Origin of the sequence: Herbaspirillum sp. BH-1, assembly GCF_002870055.1 — a bacterium.
Lineage (GTDB): Bacteria > Pseudomonadota > Gammaproteobacteria > Burkholderiales > Burkholderiaceae_D > Herbaspirillum > Herbaspirillum frisingense.
This window is the reverse complement of sequence record NZ_PKOI01000004.1, coordinates 344,465-364,890: the sequence shown is the minus strand read 5'-3', so window position 1 is coordinate 364,890 and position 20,426 is coordinate 344,465. Positions and strand designations below refer to the sequence as shown.

13 protein-coding genes are annotated in these 20,426 nt (G+C 62.6%); 2 read left to right on the top strand and 11 right to left on the bottom strand.

Annotated features, from left to right (window positions below):
* Positions 1-218, bottom strand: a 218-nt coding sequence (locus tag HBH1_RS25400; protein ID WP_233207562.1) for a hypothetical protein, incomplete at its 3' end; no start/stop codon positions are given.
* 105 nt (positions 219-323) lie between these two features.
* Between HBH1_RS25400 and HBH1_RS08355 the strand changes: the two genes are divergently transcribed.
* Complete coding sequence (locus tag HBH1_RS08355) at positions 324-2,561, top strand: autotransporter family protein (protein ID WP_102662362.1); 2,238 nt, start codon at positions 324-326, stop codon at positions 2,559-2,561.
* 933 nt (positions 2,562-3,494) lie between these two features.
* Here the strand turns inward: HBH1_RS08355 and typA are convergent.
* The 9 genes from typA to HBH1_RS08310 all read right to left on the bottom strand — a co-directional run bounded on the left by typA (position 3,495) and on the right by HBH1_RS08310 (position 18,176).
* Entirely contained in the window at positions 3,495-5,336 is a 1,842-nt protein-coding gene (typA, locus tag HBH1_RS08350; protein WP_006465521.1) for a translational GTPase TypA, read from the bottom strand.
* Positions 5,337-5,519: 183 nt separating this feature from the next.
* The gene (gene truB, locus HBH1_RS08345; RefSeq protein ID WP_102662333.1) at positions 5,520-6,536 is read right to left on the bottom strand and encodes a tRNA pseudouridine(55) synthase TruB; all 1,017 of its coding nucleotides are present in this window, start codon (positions 6,534-6,536) and stop codon (positions 5,520-5,522) included.
* Between the two features lie 98 nt (positions 6,537-6,634).
* Positions 6,635-7,027 carry a 30S ribosome-binding factor RbfA gene (gene rbfA / locus HBH1_RS08340; RefSeq protein WP_006464329.1) on the bottom strand — a complete coding sequence of 131 codons (393 nt, stop codon included), beginning with the start codon at positions 7,025-7,027 and terminating at the stop codon, positions 6,635-6,637.
* Positions 7,028-7,139: 112 nt separating this feature from the next.
* The gene (infB, locus tag HBH1_RS08335; protein WP_102662332.1) at positions 7,140-10,013 is read right to left on the bottom strand and encodes a translation initiation factor IF-2; all 2,874 of its coding nucleotides are present in this window, start codon (positions 10,011-10,013) and stop codon (positions 7,140-7,142) included.
* A gap of 52 nt (positions 10,014-10,065) precedes the next feature.
* Positions 10,066-11,625: a transcription termination factor NusA gene (gene nusA, locus HBH1_RS08330; RefSeq protein ID WP_006464327.1), complete on the bottom strand. Its 1,560-nt coding sequence runs from the start codon at positions 11,623-11,625 to the stop codon at positions 10,066-10,068.
* The gene (gene rimP / locus HBH1_RS08325; protein ID WP_006464325.1) at positions 11,622-12,116 is read right to left on the bottom strand and encodes a ribosome maturation factor RimP; all 495 of its coding nucleotides are present in this window, start codon (positions 12,114-12,116) and stop codon (positions 11,622-11,624) included. The genes nusA and rimP overlap by 4 nt, the downstream gene beginning before the upstream one ends.
* Before the next feature lie 384 nt (positions 12,117-12,500).
* Positions 12,501-14,585: a 23S rRNA pseudouridine(2605) synthase RluB gene (gene rluB / locus HBH1_RS08320; protein WP_102662331.1), complete on the bottom strand. Its 2,085-nt coding sequence runs from the start codon at positions 14,583-14,585 to the stop codon at positions 12,501-12,503.
* Positions 14,572-15,612, bottom strand: a complete 1,041-nt coding sequence (gene scpB / locus HBH1_RS08315; RefSeq protein WP_102662330.1) for an SMC-Scp complex subunit ScpB — start codon at positions 15,610-15,612, stop codon at positions 14,572-14,574. The genes rluB and scpB overlap by 14 nt, the downstream gene beginning before the upstream one ends.
* Before the next feature lie 398 nt (positions 15,613-16,010).
* A complete protein-coding gene (locus HBH1_RS08310) occupies positions 16,011-18,176 on the bottom strand; it encodes a putative bifunctional diguanylate cyclase/phosphodiesterase (RefSeq protein WP_102662329.1) in 2,166 nt (721 codons plus the stop codon).
* Positions 18,177-18,478: 302 nt separating this feature from the next.
* Here HBH1_RS08310 and HBH1_RS08305 point away from each other — a divergent pair, with 302 nt between their 5' ends.
* Positions 18,479-20,074, top strand: a complete 1,596-nt coding sequence (locus HBH1_RS08305) for an FMN-binding glutamate synthase family protein (RefSeq protein WP_102662328.1) — start codon at positions 18,479-18,481, stop codon at positions 20,072-20,074.
* 108 nt (positions 20,075-20,182) lie between these two features.
* Here the strand turns inward: HBH1_RS08305 and HBH1_RS08300 are convergent, their stop codons facing one another.
* Positions 20,183-20,419: a sulfurtransferase TusA family protein gene (locus tag HBH1_RS08300; RefSeq protein WP_006464319.1), complete on the bottom strand. Its 237-nt coding sequence runs from the start codon at positions 20,417-20,419 to the stop codon at positions 20,183-20,185.
* Positions 20,420-20,426: the final 7 nt, after the last annotated feature.

The following is a 20,426-nucleotide window of genomic DNA, read 5'->3' as shown; positions in this document are numbered from 1 at the left end:
GCCAGGACGGAAGCTCGATCGGTTCCGGCGGCGGCGGGGGCGGAGGTGGCGGCGCCCACGGATTTGTAGGAACAACCATCGATTCCTCCGCGACCGTGCCAGCAGGGGCTGGAGGGGCCGGCGCTACATCCGGGCTGGATGGTGGTGGTGGTGGTGGTGGTGCCGGTGGTTACGGTGCCGTAGTCACCTCCGGTGGCACCAACACTGGTCTGATACAAGGCGGGGCCGGTGGAGCAGGTGGCAGCAGCATCAACGGTGTAGCAGGTGGCGGCGGAGAAGGCGGTAATGGGTTGCTGGTCACCGGCGCGGGTTCGGTCACGAACATGGGCACGATCACCGGCGGAAATGGCGGGGCGGGCGGCACTAGCACATACTCGTCCAACTCCGGCGCTGGTGCTAACGGAGGTGCAGGCGTCGTTTTCTCTTCAAGCGGCACGCTTCAGAACCAGGGCGTGATCCAAGGCGGTGACGGTAGTGCTGGCGGATATGTTTCTTCCACCTCTGGATATGGCGGTGAAGGTGTGATTGGCGCCAACCTGACGATAGTCAACAGTGGCCTAATTGCTGGCGGGACAAATCCCGATGGCATCCGTGCACTGGCAATCAGTTTTACCTCCGGCAATAACGTGCTGGAACTGCGTAGCGGGTACAACTTCACTGGTGATGTCAGAGCAGCGGGAGGGGGTAATAATGTCCTGCGGCTAGGCGGCGCCAGCGATGCAGTGTTCAATGTTTCGCAAATCTGGGGTTTCCCCGTAGTGACCGACAATGTGACGCAGTATGTAGGTTTCAATGCGTTTGAGAAAACGGGAAGCAGTACTTGGCGGCTTACCGGTACAACGACCAACACCTCCCCATGGACGGTGAAGGCGGGCAGCCTTATTGTTAACGGTTCTATCGCAGGACCTGTGACCGTACAAAGTGGCGCGACGCTGGGCGGGAGTGGTACGGTAGGTGCCACGGCATTGGACGCCGGCGCCTTCCTCGCGCCAGGCGATAACGGTGTCGGCAATCTCACCGTCACAGGGAGCTACCATCAAAGCGCTGGCGCCACGCTGGTGGTCGGCGTGACAAGTGCTGCCCAGAGCGCAGGTCTGAGCGGCGATACAGGCTATGGTCGGCTGGTCGTCACTGGCAATACGGTTATGGACAGTGGCGCACAGATCACGCTCAAGCCGCTCAGCTACAACTTCGCCGCCGGCCAGCGCTTCTTGGTGGTACAGACCAGCGGCAGCGCCACTTACAACGCCTCCACGCTGAACTATTCAGCTACAGGGTTCACCGGATCGGTCACAGGTTCGGTCAATACCTCTGGCGGCTTCAACAATCTCGTGGTGTCGCTGGCGGCTTCGGACACCCCCGGATCAGGCTCTGGCGGGGCTGGAGGATCCGGCGGGTCGGGTGGAGCATCGACGCCCTCGCGCCCCAGCTTCGCCACCAATGGCAACGCCATCTCGGCCTTGAACGGCTTATACAACTATGGCGGCGTCAACGTGCAGTTGCTCAATGTCTTCAACCCGGCGCTGGCCATCAATGACACCGCCAGCGCCAACCGCGTTGGCGAGCAGTTGAATCCAACAGCGGTACAGCAGGCGGCGGCTAGAGGAACGGATGCAGCCACTAATGCTGTCCTGAACGTCACCAGCGGCCACCTCGATGGCCTGCGTCTGGCACAGGCTGGTACCAGCGGCGTGGCCACCGGCGAAAGCACTCTGGCCCCGGCGCTGTGGGGCCAGTTCTTCGGCGGCGGCGCGACGCAAGATGATCGCGACGGCGTCTCCGGCTATCACTCCAACTACCGCGGCCTGCTGATCGGCGGCGACCTGCAAGCCACCGAAAGCTGGCGCGCCGGTGGCCTGTTCAGCTATGCTAAGACCAATGTCGGCAACGATGGCAACAATACCGGCAGCTCGGCCTCGATCAATTCGTATGGCCTAACCGCCTATGCCGGCTACGACGGCAAGCCGTGGTACGTGAACGTGATGGCGGGCCTGGCGCAGCAGCAATACAGCACCGTGCGCGCGGTCGGCTTCACCGGTTTCTATGGCGTAGCCAACGGCAGCTTTAACGGGTTGCAGAGCACGGCCTCGGTGCAGGCAGGCTATCCGCTGGTGATGACCAACGACGTGACGCTGACGCCGTTGGCCGGCCTGACGTATAGCAAGCTGCGCCAGAACGGCTATACCGAGAGTGGCGGCAACGGCGCGGCATTGACGGTGCAAGCGGCCACGACGACCTCGCTCAAGAGCGATCTGGGCGCCAAGCTGGAACGCAAACTCGACACCTCCTACGGCGAGCTGACGCCTTATGTGCAGATGCGCTGGCGCCACGAGTTCCAGGATTCGCGCCTGAACACCGCAGCTAGCTTCGCGGCCGATCCTAGCGGCTCAACCAGCTTCACCACAGTGGGAGCGACGCCGGTGCGCAATACCGGCATCATGGTGCTGGGGGCAACGCTGGCGCGCAGCAAGAACCTGAGCCTGGTAGCCAACTACACGCTAGAGGCTGGGCAGGGGTATCACTCGCAGACAGCCGATGTGCGCCTGCGTTGGCAGTATTGAGTGAAGTCGCTAGAAGTGTCTCGAGAACAAAAAATCCCGCAGCGATGCGGGATTTTTGTTTTAAGTAACTGATCGCTACTGGCTAGAAGCGGACTTCTGACGCTTATCCCCGCCCTGCCCAGCTCGTTTCAGTTTGACTTGCCGACTCAAACCGAACTGTGTGCCCGCGTGCCTTCCAAATATGCAAGTTCTGCGCGCAGTGGACAGAAATTGGACAAAAAATACTGCTAACCCGCTACCTAAAGGACATCCACACCTAATTCGCTCCAGTCCATCATCGGGGCGACGCTCAGGGTGCGCGGAGGCAGGTCTTTCTTCATGGGCTGACGAAATGCATCAATCAAGGTTCGTTTGCGCCTTCGGGCGCGGGGGCGACGATGGGATAGGCACACTCGCCGCAATCATCGCAATGGTACTTCGGCGCCGTCCCGAGGGTCTTTCGAGCTTACGCCAGCAATGGCTAGCAATGGCATATAGCAGCGACAAATAGAAAGCCCGCAAGGCTTGCGCGTTGCGGGCTGGTGTCCCCTCTATCCTCTTCGAGATAGGATTTTTCGTACAGCGGACTCGATTCTGCACCACAAACCGGCAGTCGTCATTTCGCAATGCACAAAAACAGCGCAACAAAATCTATTTTGGACAAATGTTCATCTCTACTGACAGAGAGATGAAGACAAATCCGGCGCCGAAACACCGCCGGGCGGCCTGAAAAGCGCCTCATCGGTCGGCCCGGCGAAATCGGCAAAAAAAAAGCCCACAACCGAAGTTGCGGGCTTGAATCCAATTCTTTAGGAGGAAATTGGAGGAGACAGGTGTAACTATATGGCAGTGCATCATGGCTGTCTGCTTTATTGTGCTGATATCAGTTATTCACAAACCACATATCAACACAACCCGTCCCACTCCAGCGACCGTTACCGGCCGCCCTGCTCCTTAGACCGATTCTTCGCGCGATGCCTTCTTGCGCTCGTGTTCCTTCAGGTGACGCTTGCGCAGGCGGATGCTCTTCGGGGTGACTTCGACCAGCTCGTCGTCCTCGATGAATTCCACTGCGTATTCCAGCGACAGCTCGATGGGCGGCACCAGGCGCACGGCTTCGTCGGTACCGGAAGCGCGCACGTTGGTCAGCTGCTTGCCCTTGATGGGGTTGACCACCAGGTCGTTGTCGCGCGAGTGGATGCCGATGATCATGCCTTCATACACCGGGTCGTTGTGGCTGACGAACATGCGGCCGCGATCCTGCAGCTTCCACAGTGCGTAGGCCACGGCGGCGCCGTCGTCCTGGGAGATCAGCACACCGTTGCGACGGCCGGCCAGTTCACCCTTGGTGGTGTCAACCGGCTTGTAGTCGTCGAACACGTGGCTCATCAGACCGGTACCGCGGGTCAAGGTCATGAATTCGCCCTGGAAGCCGATCAGGCCACGCGCCGGGATGTGGTATTCCAGGCGCACACGGCCCTTGCCGTCCGGTTCCATGTTCTGCAGGTCGCCACGACGGCGGCCCAGTTCTTCCATCACGCCACCCTGGTGGGTTTCTTCGACATCGACGGTCAGGTTTTCGTACGGCTCTTCACGAACGCCATCCACCATGCGGAACACCACGCGCGGACGCGACACGGCCAGTTCGAAGCCTTCGCGGCGCATGTTTTCGATCAGGATGGTCAGGTGCAATTCGCCACGGCCCGACACTTCGTAGGTCGAGTCGTCGTTCTCGGCCTGCACCACGCGCAGGGCCATGTTGGACTTCAGTTCCTTTTCCAGGCGATCGCGGATCTGGCGGGTGGTGACGAACTTGCCTTCGCGGCCAGCCAGCGGCGAGGTGTTGACCATGAAGTTCATGGTCAGGGTCGGTTCGTCGACCTTCAGCATCGGCAGGCCATTGGGTGCATCCGGCGAGCAGATGGTGGAACCGATGCCGATTTCCTCGATACCGTTGATCAGCACGATGTCGCCGGCCAGGGCTTCGTCCACCAGCACGCGCTCCAGACCCTTGAAGGTCAGCACCTGGTTGATGCGGGCCTTGGTGGGCTTGTCTTCCGGACCGTTCATCCAGACCACGTCCTGACCGCCCTTGACGCGACCGGCCAGGATACGGCCGACGCCGATCTTGCCGACGTAGGAGGAGTATTCCAGCGAGGTGATCTGCAGTTGCAGCGGTGCGTCCGGGTCATCCTTGCGGGCCGGGACGTACTTCAGGATGGCGTCGAACAGCGGTTCCATGCTGCCGCCGCGCGCTTCCGGGTCCAGGCTGGCGTAGCCGTTCAGGCCCGAGGCGTAGATCACGGGGAAGTCCAGCTGTTCTTCGGTCGCACCCAGCTTGTCGAACAGTTCGAAGGTGGCGTTGATGGCCCACTCGGCGCGTGCGCCCGGGCGGTCGATCTTGTTCAGGACCACGATCGGCTTCAGACCCAGGGCCAGCGCCTTGCGGGTCACGAATCGGGTCTGCGGCATCGGGCCTTCCTGGGCATCCACCAGCAGCAGCACCGAGTCGACCATCGACAGCACGCGCTCGACCTCACCGCCGAAGTCGGCGTGGCCCGGGGTATCGACGATGTTGATGTGGGTGCCCTTGTACTCCACCGCGCAGTTCTTCGACAGGATGGTAATGCCGCGTTCCTTTTCGATGTCGTTGGAGTCCATCACGCGGTTGTCCACTTGCTGGTTGTCGCGGAAGGTACCGGACTGGCGCAGCAGCTGGTCCACCAGGGTGGTCTTGCCGTGGTCAACGTGGGCGATGATGGCGATGTTGCGAATTGCGCGGATATTGTTTGACATGGTGACTGTGGTTGGAATGCCGATTCTTGGGAGGCGCGCATTATAGCATGTTGCGACGCATGAACTTTGAAAAAACCAGTGTTTTCAACGGCTTGCCGGTGCCCCGAGCATCCCCCGGGAAGACCTGCTGCAAGCCGCTTTGCTGCTGTTTTCTGCTGCTTTTGTGCTGGGTCTGGCTGATTTCTAGGAGGCCGTGGACACCAGCCGTTCCGGCGCCAGGATGGCGTATTCCTGCAACAACCCGGTACCCAGCAAGGCGCCATCCGAACTGCGATAGACGCGCACCCGGCCGGTCTGCTCCGGTACGGGCACACCCTCCTTGCCCAGCGGCAGGCGCTGGCCGTGCAGGAAGCGGCGCGCCAGCTCATCCGTCAGTTGCACTGCCGGGAAGCTGCGCAGCAGGCCATCGACGGGCAACAACATGGCCTTGCGCGAGTCGACATCACCGGGGGCGTCGAACTGTTCCAGCGTGACCGCACCCTCCAGCGTCAGCGGGCCGACTCCGATGCGGCGCAGGGCGTTCAGGTGCGCGCCGCAGCCCAGGACCTCGCCGATATCTTCACCCAGCACGCGGATATAGGTCCCTTTGCTGCAGGTGACGCGGATACGCAACATCGGCGCCTGGTAATCCAGCAACTCCAGCGCATGGATGGTCACGTCGCGCGCCTCACGTTCCAGCGTGATGCCGGCGCGGGCGTATTCATACAAGGGCTTGCCATCTCGCTTCAAGGCCGAGTGCATGGGAGGAACCTGGCGGATCGGGCCGCGGAACTGCGCCAGGGTGGCTTCGATCTGCGCCACGCTGACCTCCACCGGCCGTTCACCGATGACCTGGCCCTCGGTGTCGCCGGTATCGGTGCGCACCCCCAGGTGCACGAGCGCCTCGTAGCTCTTGTCGGCTTCCAGCAGGTCCTGCGAGAACTTGGTGGCTTCGCCGAAGCACAGCGGCAGCAAGCCGGTGGCAAACGGATCCAGGGTGCCGGTATGGCCGGCCTTGGGCGCGTTGAGCATGCGCTTGGCGCGGATCAGGGCGTCGTTGGAGCACAGGCCCACCGGCTTGTCCAGCAGCAACACACCATGCACCGGCACGCGCGGAGAACGCGGCGGCCGTTGCGGCTGGCCGCGCTTGCTGCGCTTGCCCTGCTCCGGCGCACTATCGGGGGAAGCGGACGCGGGGTCCGCCGTCATATTGTCAGCCATGAAATGCAAGACCGGCCTCGCGCCCCGATGAAGGGATCGCAGACCGGTGCGAAGATGAAGGAGAAAACTGCAATGCTACGACGCAGCCGACGCCTGGCTCAGGCCTCGTCGTCCGAATCCTTGGCGCGGGTAGCGTTGGCCTCGTCGATCAGGCGCGACATTTCAATGCCGCGCGCGGTCGAGTTGTCGTGCACGAAATGCAGTTCCGGCAAGGTGTGGATGGTCAGGCGCCGACCCAGCTGGGTACGCAGGTAACCGCCCGCCTTGCGCAGTCCGGCCAGGGTGTTCTTGATCGCATCCGGGTTGTCCACCAGCGTGGTGAAGAAAACCTTGGCGTGCGCGTAATCCGGCGTGACCTGCACTTCGGTAATGGTGATCATGCCCACCCGCGGGTCCTTCAGCTCGAAGGCGATCAACTCCGACAGATCACGCTGGATCTGGTCGGCCACGCGCAAGCCGCGCCCGGGAATGGATTTGCTATGTTTTGCCATGCTTTAAAAAAACAATCCGTCGATGGCTTGGCGGGAGGATTCCCGCGTTGCTGCGACGGATCTTGCCAGTGAGGCCGGCGCATCCATCAGGATACGCCGGCATATTGCCTTTTTACAGGGTACGGGCGACTTCCTGGACTTCGAAGATTTCGAGCTGATCGCCCACTTCGATGTCGTTGTAGCCCTTGAGCGAGAGACCGCACTCGAAGCCCGACTTGACTTCCTTGACGTCGTCCTTGAAGCGCTTGAGCGAATCCAGTTCGCCTGTCCACACCACCACGTTGTTGCGCAGCAGACGCACTTGCGAGCCACGCTTGACCAGGCCTTCGAGCACGTAGCAGCCGGCGATCGAACCCACCTTGCTGACCACGAACACCTGGCGGATTTCCACCAGACCCAGTGCCTGTTCGCGCTTCTCCGGCGACAGCATGCCGGACATCGCGGCCTTCACCTCGTCCACCGCATCGTAAATGATGTTGTAGTAACGGATGTCCACGCCCGAGGCTTCGGCCAGCTTGCGAGCCGATGCGTCGGCACGGGTGTTGAAGCCGATGATGACCGCCTTGGAGGCGACCGCCAGGTTGACGTCGTTTTCGCTGATGCCACCCACGGCGGCATGCACCACCTGGACGCGCACTTCGCTGGTGGACAGCTTCTGCAGCGACTGCACCAGTGCTTCCTGCGAACCTTGCACGTCGGTCTTGATGATCATCGGCAGGTTCTTGACCTCGCCTTCGGTCATCTGGTCGAACATGTTTTCCAGCTTGGCGGCCTGCTGCTTGGCCAGCTTCACGTCGCGGAACTTGCCCTGGCGGAACAGGCCGATTTCGCGCGCCTTGCGCTCGTCGGTCATGACCACCACTTCTTCACCGGCGGAGGGCACTTCGGTCAGGCCCTGGATTTCCACCGGCAGGGACGGGCCTGCCTCGGCGATGTTCTTGCCGTTCTCGTCCAGCATGGCGCGCACGCGGCCATAGGCCGAACCGGCCAGCACGACGTCGCCGCGCTTCAAGGTACCGGATTGCACCAGGATCGTTGCCACCGGGCCACGGCCCTTGTCCAGCTTGGCTTCGATCACCAGGCCACGGGCCGGCACGTCCACCGGTGCGGTCAGTTCCAGCACTTCGGCCTGCAGCAGCACGTTTTCCAGCAGCGAGTCGATGCCTTCGCCGGTCTTGGCCGATACCGCGATGAAGGGGGCATCGCCACCGTATTCTTCCGGCACGACTTCTTCGGCGATCAGTTCCTGCTTGACGCGGTCGGGGTTGGCACCCGGCTTGTCGATCTTGTTGATCGCCACCACCAGCGGCACGCCGCCAGCCTTGGCGTGGGCGATCGCTTCCTTGGTCTGGGGCATGACGCCGTCGTCGGCTGCCACCACCAGGATCACGATGTCGGTCGCCTTGGCACCACGGGCACGCATGGCGGTGAACGCCTCGTGGCCCGGGGTATCCAGGAAGGTGATCATGCCGCGCGGGGTTTCCACGTGGTAGGCACCGATGTGCTGGGTGATGCCGCCGGCTTCACCCGAGGCCACCTTGGTGCGACGGATGTAATCCAGCAGCGAGGTCTTGCCGTGGTCGACGTGACCCATGACGGTAACCACCGGTGCACGCGGCAGCGCTTCGGCATCGGCGTGTTCTTCGCCTTCGACCAGCAGCGCTTCCGGATCTTCCGCCTTGGCGGCGTGGGCACGGTGGCCCATTTCTTCCACCACGATCATCGCGGTTTCCTGATCCAGCACCTGGTTGATGGTGACCATCTGGCCCAGCTTCATCAGGTGCTTGATGACCTCGGACGCCTTGACCGCCATCTTGTGGGCCACTTCGGCCACGGTGATGGTTTCCGGCACATAGACATCGTGCACCACGGCTTCGGTCGGCACCTGGAAGTTGCTTTCGCGCTGGTCATCGCCATGCGAATGACGACGGCCCTTGGGGCCGGCACGCCAACCATCGCGACCACCGCCACCGGTAGCGCCGCGCGACTTCATGCCGCCGGTGCCACGCTTCTTGGCATCGTCCTGCCAGGTCGAGGAGACATTGGCCGACTTGATCGACTTCTTGTCTGCAGCCACGACCGGCTTCTTGTCATCCTTCTTCTCGCCCGGCTTGGCAGCGGTCGCCGGCTTATGCAGCGTGCCTTCGGAGGTCTTGGCCGGGGCGGCAGCAGGTTCGGGCGCCTTGATGACGCGACGCGGCGCATTCATCATGGCCTTGATCTGTGCCACTTCGTCTTCCACGGCCTTGCGTGCACGGTCAGCGGCAGCAGCACGGTCAGCGGCTTCCTTGGCAGCGGCTTCAGCCTTCTTCTTGGCTTCTTCGGCAGCAGCGCGCTTCTTTTCTTCGACAGCCGGGTCGACCGCCGGAGCCGGTGCAGCAGCGGCGGCAGCCGTCGCGGCGGGGGCAGCGGCCTTGGCCTTCTCGGCTTCGGCGGCGGCAGCAGCCGCTTCCGCGGCCTGGCGCTTGGCTTCGGCCTCGGCTTCTTCGCGGATGCGTTGCTGCTCCAGCTCGGCAGCCTTGGCCTGGGCGGCGCGTTCGGCCTCCAGCTGGTCCAGACGCTCCTGTTGTGCCTTCAGTTCGGCCTGACGGCGAGCCTCTTCCTGCTCACGCTCCTGCGCTTCGACGGCCGGATCGCGCTGAGGCGCCGCAGCACGCGCTGCGGTCTCGTCCACGCTGGGCTCGTCACGCTTGATGAAAGTACGCTTCTTGCGCACTTCCACCTGGATCGTGCGCGATTTGCCGGTTGCATCGGCCTGCTTGATCTCGGTGGTTTCCTTGCGGGTCAGCGTGATCTTTTTCTTCTCGCCTTCCGGCGCGGCCCCGCGCGCTCGGCGCAGGTGTTCAAGCAGGCGGTCCTTGTCTTCCTTCGACAGGGAATCGGATGCAGAGCTCTTCTCGACGCCGGCCGAACGCAGCTGGGTCAGCAGCAGATCAGCGGGCATTTTCAGCTCGGTGGCAAATTGGGCAACGTTGTTACTCGCCATTCAGTCCTCTTTTCTATGTGGCTCGGCAGATGATGTGGAGACGCACCGCTTCTCAGCGGCCTTCGACTGCGCTCCATGCCTTGGCCTGCAGGGCCTTGGCGCGCTCATCGTATTTGGAATCGATGAGCTTCATTTCATCGTCGGTCACATCTTCAAATGCATTTTCAATCAGTTGGCGCGCGCGCTCGGAAGGCAGGGCCAGGATCGCGCCGAATTCGTCATAAGCCAGGCCGGCGAAGGCCGGCAGCGTCTTCACGCCAGCCAGACCCAGCTTGCCGGCCAGCACACGGTCCAGGCCTTCGAAGTTGATCAGCTCCTCTTCCATGCCTTCCAGGCCTTCTTCGGAGGCGATCGCTTCGGTCACCAGGGCGTCGCGGGCGCGGTTGCGCAGCTCATTGACGGTCTCTTCGTCGAACGATTCGATCTCGAGCATCTCGGTGATCGGCACGTAGGCGATTTCTTCCAGGGTCGAGAAACCTTCCTCGACCAGGATGTCGGCCACTTCCTGGTCAACATCGAGCTTTTCCATGAACAGCGTACGGATCAGCGCGGTCTCGGCCGCCGACTTGTCGGCCGATTCCTCGGCCGTCATGATGTTGATCTGCCAGCGGGTCAGTTCGGCTGCCAGACGCACGTTCTGACCGCCGCGACCGATGGCGATGGCCAGGTTCTCTTCGTCCACCACCACGTCCATGGCGTGCTTCTCTTCATCGACCACGATGGAGGTGACGTTGGCCGGGGCCAGCGCGCCGATGACGAACTGCGCCGGGTCTTCCGACCACAGCACGATGTCCACGCGCTCGCCACCCAGCTCACCGGTGACGGCCTGCACGCGCGAACCGCGCATGCCCACGCAGGTACCGATGGGGTCGATGCGCTTGTCGGCGGTGTAGACGGCGATCTTGGCGCGTACGCCCGGATCACGTGCGGCAGACTTGATTTCCAGCGAGCCTTGTTCGATTTCCGGCACTTCCAGCTCGAACAGCTTCATGATGAATTCCGGCGCGGTGCGCGACAGGATCACCTGCGGGCCACGGGCACCGCGATCCACGCGCAGGATATAGGCACGGACACGGTCGCCGATGCGCAGGTTTTCCTTGGGGATCATCTGGTCGCGCGGCAGGCGGGCTTCGATCTTGCCGGATTCGATGATGGCGTCACCGCGCTCCATGCGCTTGATGGTGCCGGTCACCAGGGCATCGCCACGGGCCAGGAAGTCGGCCAGGATCTGCTCGCGTTCGGCATCACGGATGCGCTGCAGGACCACCTGCTTGGTGTCCTGTGCGAAGCGACGGCCGAATTCCACGGATTCGATCGGGTCTTCGATGTATTCGTCCACTTCGATGTCAGGGAACTGTTCCTTGGCTTCGAACAGCAGCACTTCCTGGTCAGGCAGTTGCAGACCGGCCTCGTCGGGCACCACGTGCCAGCGGCGGAAGGATTCGAACTCGCCGCTTTCGCGGTCGATGGAGACGCGAATGTCGACCTCGCCTTCATAGCGCTTCTTGGTAGCCTGCGCCAGGGCATGCTCCAATGCGCCGAAGACGACTTCCTTATCGACGTTCTTTTCGCGCGCCAGCGCATCGACCAACAACAAAATTTCGCGACTCATCCTTTGCGACTCCTAAAATCGACCTGCGGCACCAGGTGTGCCTTATCCACATCGGCCAGCGTGAAATTCAACACGGCAGCCGACCCATCGTTTGCTTCAAATTCCAGTACCAGTTCCTCGCCTTCGGGCGCGCGCAGCACGCCTTCGTAGGTCTTGCGGTTGGACGTGCCGGGCAGCGGCACGCGCAACTTGACCACGGCTTCGCAATCCACGAAACGCACGAAGTCGGTAAATTTCTTCAGGGGGCGATCCAGGCCGGGCGAGGAAACCTCCAGACGCTCATAGATCACGTCTTCCACGGTGAAGACGTGTAACAGCTGATGCGTCGCCTTCTCGCAATCCTCGACGGTGATCGAACGCGCTTCCTCCGCATCAGGATCGAACGGGAAATCGATAAAGACGCGCACCAGACCGCGCGGCGCCTTCTCGAACTCGACCAGTTCGTAGCCCAGGCCCGAAAGGGTGGATTCGATCAGTTCCAGCAATTGCAAGACTTTTTCTCCATGACAACGCTGCTTTGCCGGAGTGGCAGGCAGACATTCAAAATTGAACAGCAAAAAAAAAATGGGCATCTGCCCATCTTTTGTTATCTCTACACAAATCGAGATCACACATCACGCGAACCGCCGGACTTCCAACACATCGGGGCGCAGGCGGATCTATCAATGATTTATCACATATGCGATTCGCGGCAGGTTGCGTTTAACTAACACATTATAACCGATCCAGGTATTGACAGCAAATCCCGAATTGGCAGAAATGTGAAGAAGGCGCCAAAAACGTCCATAAAAAACGTCATTGGCGCACGCCTGGGGGGTTTATCGCATCTGGCAGGCCGAATTGTCCGTGGCATTGCCGCCGGACAATTCACTGCATCAGCGACCGCCGCGACGGCGATTCATGCCCGGCAGGCCGCCCAGCATGTAGTTGGCCGCGCTGTTGCCGCCACCCCGTTGCGGGCGATTGCCGCGGCGCTGGCCGTTGCCGGCGTCGGGGAAGCCCAATGCAGTCTGCAGCGGGTCAGGCTGGCGGCTCTTGGGTTGGCCACCCTTGTTGCCACCCTTGTTACCACCGTAATTGCCGCCGCCGTAGTTGCCGCCCCCGGCATTGCCACCCTGGCCGCCGTAATTGCCGCCCTGGTTGCCGAAGTTGCCGCTGCTGCGGCCCTTCTGCGGCCCCTTGTTCTGCATCGCATTGCCGCGAGGCGCGTTGCCCTGCGGCTTGCCACCATTGCCCGACTTGGCCTCGCCAGCCTGTTTTTCCAGACCGCAGGCCGCCATCAGGTTGCGCACGGCGTTTTCTTCCAGCTCTTCCCAGCGACCGCGCTTCAAGGTCTGCGGCAGCGTCATGGCGCCATAGCGGGTACGGATCAGGCGCGACACGGTCAGGCCCACCGCCTCGAACATGCGGCGCACTTCGCGGTTGCGGCCTTCGCCGATGGTCACGCGATACCACTTGTTGACGCCTTCGCCACCGCCGTCGGCGATGCGCGAGAACTGCGCCGGACCGTCATCGAGTTCGACGCCGCTCAACAGCTTCTGGCGCATGCCCTCTTCCAGCTCACCCAGGGTACGCACGGCGTATTCACGCTCGATGTTGTAGCGCGGGTGCATCAGGCGGTTGGCCAGGTCACCGGAAGTGGTGAACAGCAGCAGGCCTTCGGTGTTGAAGTCCAGGCGCCCCACGGCCAGCCACTTGCCGGCCTTCATGGTCGGCAGGCGGTCGAATACGGAACTGCGTCCTTCCGGATCGGCATGGCTGACGATTTCACCGGAGGGCTTGTGGTACACCAGCACGCGCGGCGGACGCTTGCTCACCTTGCGCTGGATCAGCTTGCCATTGATGCGCACGGCATCGGTGGGCAGGATGCGCTGGCCGATGTGGGCCGGCTCGCCGTTGACCGAAACACGGCCGGCGACGATCAGCTCTTCCATGTCGCGGCGCGAGCCCAGGCCGGCGTCGGCCAGCACCTTGTGCAGCTTGGGAGCATCATCCTCGGCGGTCAGGTCGCGGCGACCGTTCTTGCCGCGCATCTGGTGCGCCTGGCGACCACCGGCCTTGGCGCCTTCGTCACGGTCATAGGCTTCCGAGGTGACGTAGGAGAAGATGTCGTCCACCGGCTCAGTCGCGCGCAGACCCAGTTGCGGGGCCTTGGGCTTCTTGCCGTTCTTGTCGAAGTTCTTCTTGCCTTGCGGACCTTGCTGGCCGGGCTGGCCGTTGTGACCACTTTGACCACCGTGGCCATTGTTCTTGCCGAACTGGCCGCGCGGCTGTTCCGGTGCCGACGGGCTCTCGCCCTTGGCCGGAGCACCTGTTTCGGCGCCGGCAGCAGCGCGCTGGGCGGCGCGGTTGTTGCGCAGGGCGCGGGGGCCGCGCACACCGCGACGGGCAGGCTTGGCACGGTTCGGATCCAGCGGGGCGTCCAGCAGCACCGGCGGCGCCACCACTTCCTCACCCACGGTGACGATGACCTTGGGCGGCTCGACAGGCGCCGGTGCCGCAGCAGCCGGAGCCACTTCAGCCTGGGCAGCCGCCTTGGGCTTGGCGGCGCGCTTGGGCTTGGCCGGCGCGGGCGCGGATTCGATCTCCAGGCTCAACTGGGCAGAAGCGGCCGAGGCGGCGCTTTCGATGGCCTGATCGGCCTTCTTGGCGCGCGGCTTGGTGGCGCGTGGCTTCTTGACCGGCTCGGCAGGCTCTTGTGCAGGGGCAGCTGCAACCTGGGCGGAAGCTTGCTCCACCGGGGCCGATTCCTCGGCCACTGCCTTCTTGGCACGGGGAGCACGCTTCTTCGGCGCAGCAGCATCGGCAGCCACGGCTTGCGCCGCCGGCACCTCGCTTGCCTCGGATGCGGCGCTGGCCGCAGGCTTGCGGGTGCGCTTCTTCACCGGCTTGTCGGTGGTGGCGGCAGCAGCCGCTGCGAGTTCGACCTGGATCTCGTCTTTGGAACTAGTTGGCTTCATTCTTCGAATCTGGATGTGGCGGACGCGCGTCATCTTCCCGCTGATCGGCCCGCTCGGTGGTGTCGTTATGCTCGCCTGCCGCTTCGCCGGCGGCCTCGATGGCGTCTGTGCCAGTTACGGCAACGTCTTGCTCAAAAGGTTCTGGTGCTTCCGGGGAAGCGTCGTCCTGATTACCCGCAGCGCGCTCTTCCCCGGCGGCGGCTGCAATATCCATGTGATCTGCGGAAGCATCGGCTTCGGCCTGGCCGACCAACGCTTCGGTGTCATCGGCGTCAGGAGCGCTGTCAATACCATCCACTGCTTCGGCGATCTCGACGGCTTCTTCGGCTTCTGCAGCCTCTGCAGGCTTTACAGCGTCTGCCTCATCGGCAGCTTCCGGCAGTTCCGGTGTAGCGTCTGCCAGCTCCTCGTCCGGCTCTTCTGCCGCCAGGGCAGCCACGCCGCCCTCAAGGGCCTGCAATTCCAGCAGCGCGCCCTGGGCGGCCGCTTCGCCGCTGACCTGCTGCAGCGGCGGCAATTCCTCCAGCGAGCTCAGGCCAAGGTCATCCAGGAACTTGCGTGTCGTCGCGAACAAGGCCGGTCGTCCCGGCACATCGCGATGGCCGATGGACTCGATCCAGCCCCGGTCTTCCAGCATGCGGATGGTCTGGGTATTGACGGCCACGCCGCGAATCTCTTCGATATCGCCGCGTGTGACCGGCTGGCGGTAGGCAACGATGGCCAGCGTTTCCAGGGTGGCGCGGGTGTACTTGGGCGGCTTCTCCGGATTGAGGCGCTCCAGGTAGACCTTCATTTCCTTGCGGCTCTGGAAGCGCCAGCCGGTGGACAGGCTGACCACCTCCACGCCCTTGTCGGCCCACTCGGTACGCAGCTCGTCGAGCATCTGCCGGATCATCTCGGCATTGACGTCGCTGCTCTCGTCGCTCTCGGGATCGACGTACAGCTTCTTCAGGTCATTGATCGACAGCGGCTCATGCGTGCAAAGCAATGCGGTTTCGAGGACTTTCTTGGCCTCAGCAATATTCATGTACCACTCTTGTGCGTCTTGTTGTTAACAAAAGTTCGGCTTGCAGCTGATCTCCATCCCGCAGGGCTGCGACAAACCAGGCCCGCGATCAGGCCAGGTACGGCAAGTCTTGCGCTGTGCTGGATGCGGCGGCGCTACCTTCCGGTGTTTGGAGATTGAATGAGCTGGAATCTAAGACCCGGGCAAATCGGCGTCGCGGAGGTATCGCGCTTTCGCAAAGCCGTCATGTCGCGGGGTTGCGGACGGCCGACTGGCACCTTTTCAACTACCGGCCTTGCGTCATGGAGACTTTGTTGTCCGCACAGGCTGCGGCGGTCGGGCGCAAGGCATTAAAAAGTTCTGCGCGGAGTGTAGCACAAAGATTTCCGCGGATGGAGCCTGTTGCACCCCGAGCACGATTATTTACCTGGCGCCGCCAGGTCGCTTCCCGCACGCCGGGTCAGCCATTCGGTGAAATCGGCCACCGCCATGGGCTTTCCAAAGTAATAACCCTGTACCTCATCACAGGCATTTTCCTTCAGGAAAGCATGCTGCTCCTCATCCTCCACGCCTTCTGCAATGACGCGCAGGTTCAGGATATGGGCCAGGGAGATGACTGCCTTGACGATGGCCGCACTGTCGGCATCGCGGGCGATATCGCGTACGAAGGACTTGTCGATCTTCAGCGCATCCACCGGGAAGCGCCGCAGATATGACAGGCTGGAATACCCCGTGCCAAAGTCATCCACCGAGATCTGCAAGCCCAGGCGCTTCAGGGCATGCAGGGTCGCCACGCTTTTTTCGGCATCCTTCATGACCACGTTCTCGGTGATTTCCAGTTCCAGGCAGGATGGCGCCAGCCCGCTCTGGGCCAGCACATCGCTGACGAAATCCGGCAGGCTCTGGTTCAGCTGCCGCGGCGACAGGTTCACCGCCACCGGAATGGTCGGCAAACCGGCCTGTTGCCAGCACTTGTTCTGGTGACAGGCGGTGCGCAGCACCCATTCGCCGATGGGCACGATCAGGCCGGCATCCTCGGCGAAGGGAATGAAGCGGTCCGGCGGCACCATGCCCTGCTCGGGCGACTGCCAGCGGATCAGCGCCTCGGCACCGATGACGCTGCCGTCCTTCAAGCTGAGCTTGGGCTGGTAGTACAGCTTGAACTCGTCCTGATCCAGCGCCCGACGCAGGTTGATCAGCATTTCCAGGCGGTTGCTGACCTGGGTATCCATCCATGGGGCGAAGAACTGGAAGTTGTTGCGCCCCTGCTCCTTGGCCCGGTACATGGCCGAGTCGGCCTGCTTCAGGAGGGTTTCCACATCCTTGCCATCGGCCGGATAGCGGCTCACGCCGATGCTGGCGGTGACCTGGAATTCACGGTCTCCGGCCTGCCAGGGGCGCGCCACGGCCGCCAGGATACGTTGCATGACCTCGGCAATGCCCTGCTCGCCGCCGGTCTGGTTCTGCAGCACCAGCACGAATTCGTCGCCCCCCTGACGCGCCACCATATCGGTATCGCGCAGGCAGGCTTGCAGGCGCTGCGCCACGGTCTTGAGCAATTCGTCCCCGACCTGGTGGCCCAAGCTGTCATTGATGAACTTGAACTGGTCCAGGTCCACGAACACCACCGCCGTCAGGCCACCCTTCTGGCGCGCCACCTGGATGGCGCGCTGCAGGTGTTCGTGCAGCATGTTGCGGTTGGGCAAGCCGGTCAGGGCATCGTGGGTGGCCTGGTGACGCATCTCGGCTTCGTACAGCTTGCGCTCGGTGATCGCTTCCACCGTGCCCTCGTAGCAGATCAGCTTGTCGGCATCGTCGTAGACCGCGCGCGCATTCTCGGAAATCCAGATGATGTCGCCATCGCGCCGGTACACCCGCGACTCGAAATTGGACACCGAGCCATGCTGTTCCATCAGGCGCATGAATTCGGTCCGCCGCTCCGGTTCCACGTAGAGCTGGTGACTGATGTCGCGCAGGCCCACGATCAGGTCTTCCGGCGAGTGATAGCCGTAGATGCGCGCCAGGGCCGGATTCACGGCGATATAGGTGCCGTCGGGCGTGGTCTGGAACACCCCCTCGATGGCGTTCTCGAAGATGCTGCGATAGCGTCGCTCGGCTTCCTGCAGCGCCTGGGCGGCTTCCTTGCGTTCGGTCACGTCCTGCAGGAAGCCTTCCAGGGCCTCCACCTTGCCGGCCGCGTTGTACAGACCCACGCCCCGCTCCCACACCCAGCGCAGGCTGCCGTCGGCATGCACGATGCGATATTCGATATCGATACGACGGCGCTCGCGCAGGCATGTCTCGATATGCGCGCGCACCATGTCACGGTCATCCGGATGGGTCAGCTCCAGGAAGGACAAGCGGCTGTTGAGCAACAGGTCACCCGGGGCGTAGCCGGTCAGCGCCTGGCAACCGTCGCTGACGAATTCCAGGGTCCAGTAGGCGTCGTCGCGGCAACGGTAGACCATGCCATCGAGGTTGGCCAGCAAGGTTTCCAGCAGGCGCGGCGGGCGCGCCATGGCCACGACGGCCTGGTCCCGGCCGGGCTCATGGCGGCACAGGGCGCGTGAAGCAACTGTTTTCATAACGACATCGTGTCTCTCGCCTCTGCTGAGCAGGAGCTGGTGTGGTTGTGGAGATCGAGGACGCCGGGCTGCCGAATCCCCAAGGCGACCAGCGTGATGATTCGACAAAGCAATAAGGATGCCCACTGCCCGCGTAACGGGCCGGCGCGCCGGCAGCGACGCCCCTTACCGCTAAATCGACGGGAAACACCCCTCAGTTCGTCCCGCACGCGGCTGGCCCCTGGGCGTTAGAATCCTGCTAACCCCGCCTACTGACCAGCCGGTCGGTACCGGTTCAACAATGACAACAAACGGACTTTTCCATGTGGGCAAATCGGTATCTGGTTTTCTGGGCGGTGCTCGTGCTGACCGTCGTCCTGCTGGCGCTGGCGTCCACCCATGCCCTGAACTGGGCCTGGGTCGTGATTCCGCTGGCCTTGAGCGTGCTGGGCATCCATGACCTGGTACAACGGCGCCACGCCGTGCTGCGCAACTATCCGCTGATCGGCCATTTCCGCTTCATGTTCGAATCGATCCGTCCGGAGCTGCGTCAGTATTTCTTCGAAGATGAAATGGACGGCCGGCCATTCTCGCGCAAGAAGCGCAGCATCGTCTACCAGCGTGCCAAGGCCGAGGTCGACAGCCGCCCCTTCGGTACCGAACTGGACATGCAGCAGGCAGGCCATGAATGGATCGGCCATTCGCTGTCCCCGACCAAGATCGCCAGCCACGACTTCCGCGTAACGGTCGGCGCTGATCGTGCCCAGCCGTATTCGATGTCGGTCTTCAATGTCTCGGCAATGAGTTTCGGCTCGCTCTCGGCCAATGCCATCCGGGCACTGAACCAGGGTGCCAAGAAAGGCAATTTCGCCCATGACACCGGCGAAGGCTCGGTCTCCGAGTACCACCGTGAATTCGGCGGCGACCTGGTCTGGCAGATCGCCTCCGGCTATTTCGGCTGCCGTAATGCCGATGGCAGCTTCAATGAAGAAAAATTCACGGCCCAGGCGCAATCACCGCAGATCAAGATGATCGAGGTGAAGCTGTCGCAAGGCGCCAAACCCGGCCACGGCGGCGTGTTGCCGGCGGCCAAGATCACCCCGGAAATTGCCGCCACCCGTGGCATTCCCATGGGCGTGGACTGCATTTCGCCAGCGGTGCACTCTTCCTTCTCCAACCCCATCGGGCTGCTGGAATTCATCGAGAAGCTGCGCGGCCTGTCCGGCGGCAAGCCGGTCGGCATCAAGCTGTGCGTGGGCCATCCCTGGGAATTCTTCGGCATCGCCAAGGCCATGCTCAAGACCGGCATCGTGCCCGACTTCATTACCGTGGACGGCTCCGAGGGCGGCACCGGCGCCGCGCCCCTGGAATTCGTGGACCACGTCGGCATGCCGCTGCAGGAAGGGCTGGTCATGGTGCACAACACCCTGGTGGGCATCGGCTTGCGCGACAAGGTGAAGATCGGCGCCAGTGGCAAGATCGTCACCGCCTTCGACGTGGCGCGCACGCTGGCGCTGGGGGCGGACTGGTGCAATTCGGCGCGTGGCTTCATGTTCGCCCTGGGCTGCATCCAGTCGCAGAGCTGCCATACCGACCGCTGCCCCACCGGCGTGGCGACCCAGAACGCCCATCGCGCCCGCGCGCTGGTCGTGCCGGACAAGGCCGAGCGCGTGCATCGCTTCCACCAGAGCACCCTGCACGCGCTGCAGGAACTGGTGCAGGCCGCCGGGCTGCCGCACACCTCGGCCTTGCGTCCGCATCACATCGTGCGGCGCATCAACGATCACGAGATCCAGCTGATGTCCAACGTGCTCAAGTACCTGCAGCCCAACGACCTGGTCGATGGCAATTACCGCTACCGGGTCTATGAGAAGTTCTGGCCCATTGCCCGCGCCGAAAGTTTCCACCCGGAATTCTGAAACGCCCGGGCGGCTGCTCGACCGCCTGGCGACGGACAACAAAAAACCCGCAGCTCGGAGAGTTGCGGGTTTTTTCATGCTGCCAGCCATCGCTGGCATGACAGAAATCTACTTGCGCTTCATGAAGAAGATGAACTCATGTTCATCATTCTGCGATTGCTCCAGCAGATCGTTGCCGGTCTGTTTGGCAAAAGCCTGGAAATCGCGCACCGAACCGGTATCGGTGGCGGTCACCCTGAGCACCTGTCCGCTGGCCATATCGGCCAGGGCTTTCTTGGTCTTGAGGATGGGCAGCGGGCAGTTAAGACCGCGCGCATCAAGTTCCCGGTGAAATTGAATGGTCATTACTTCG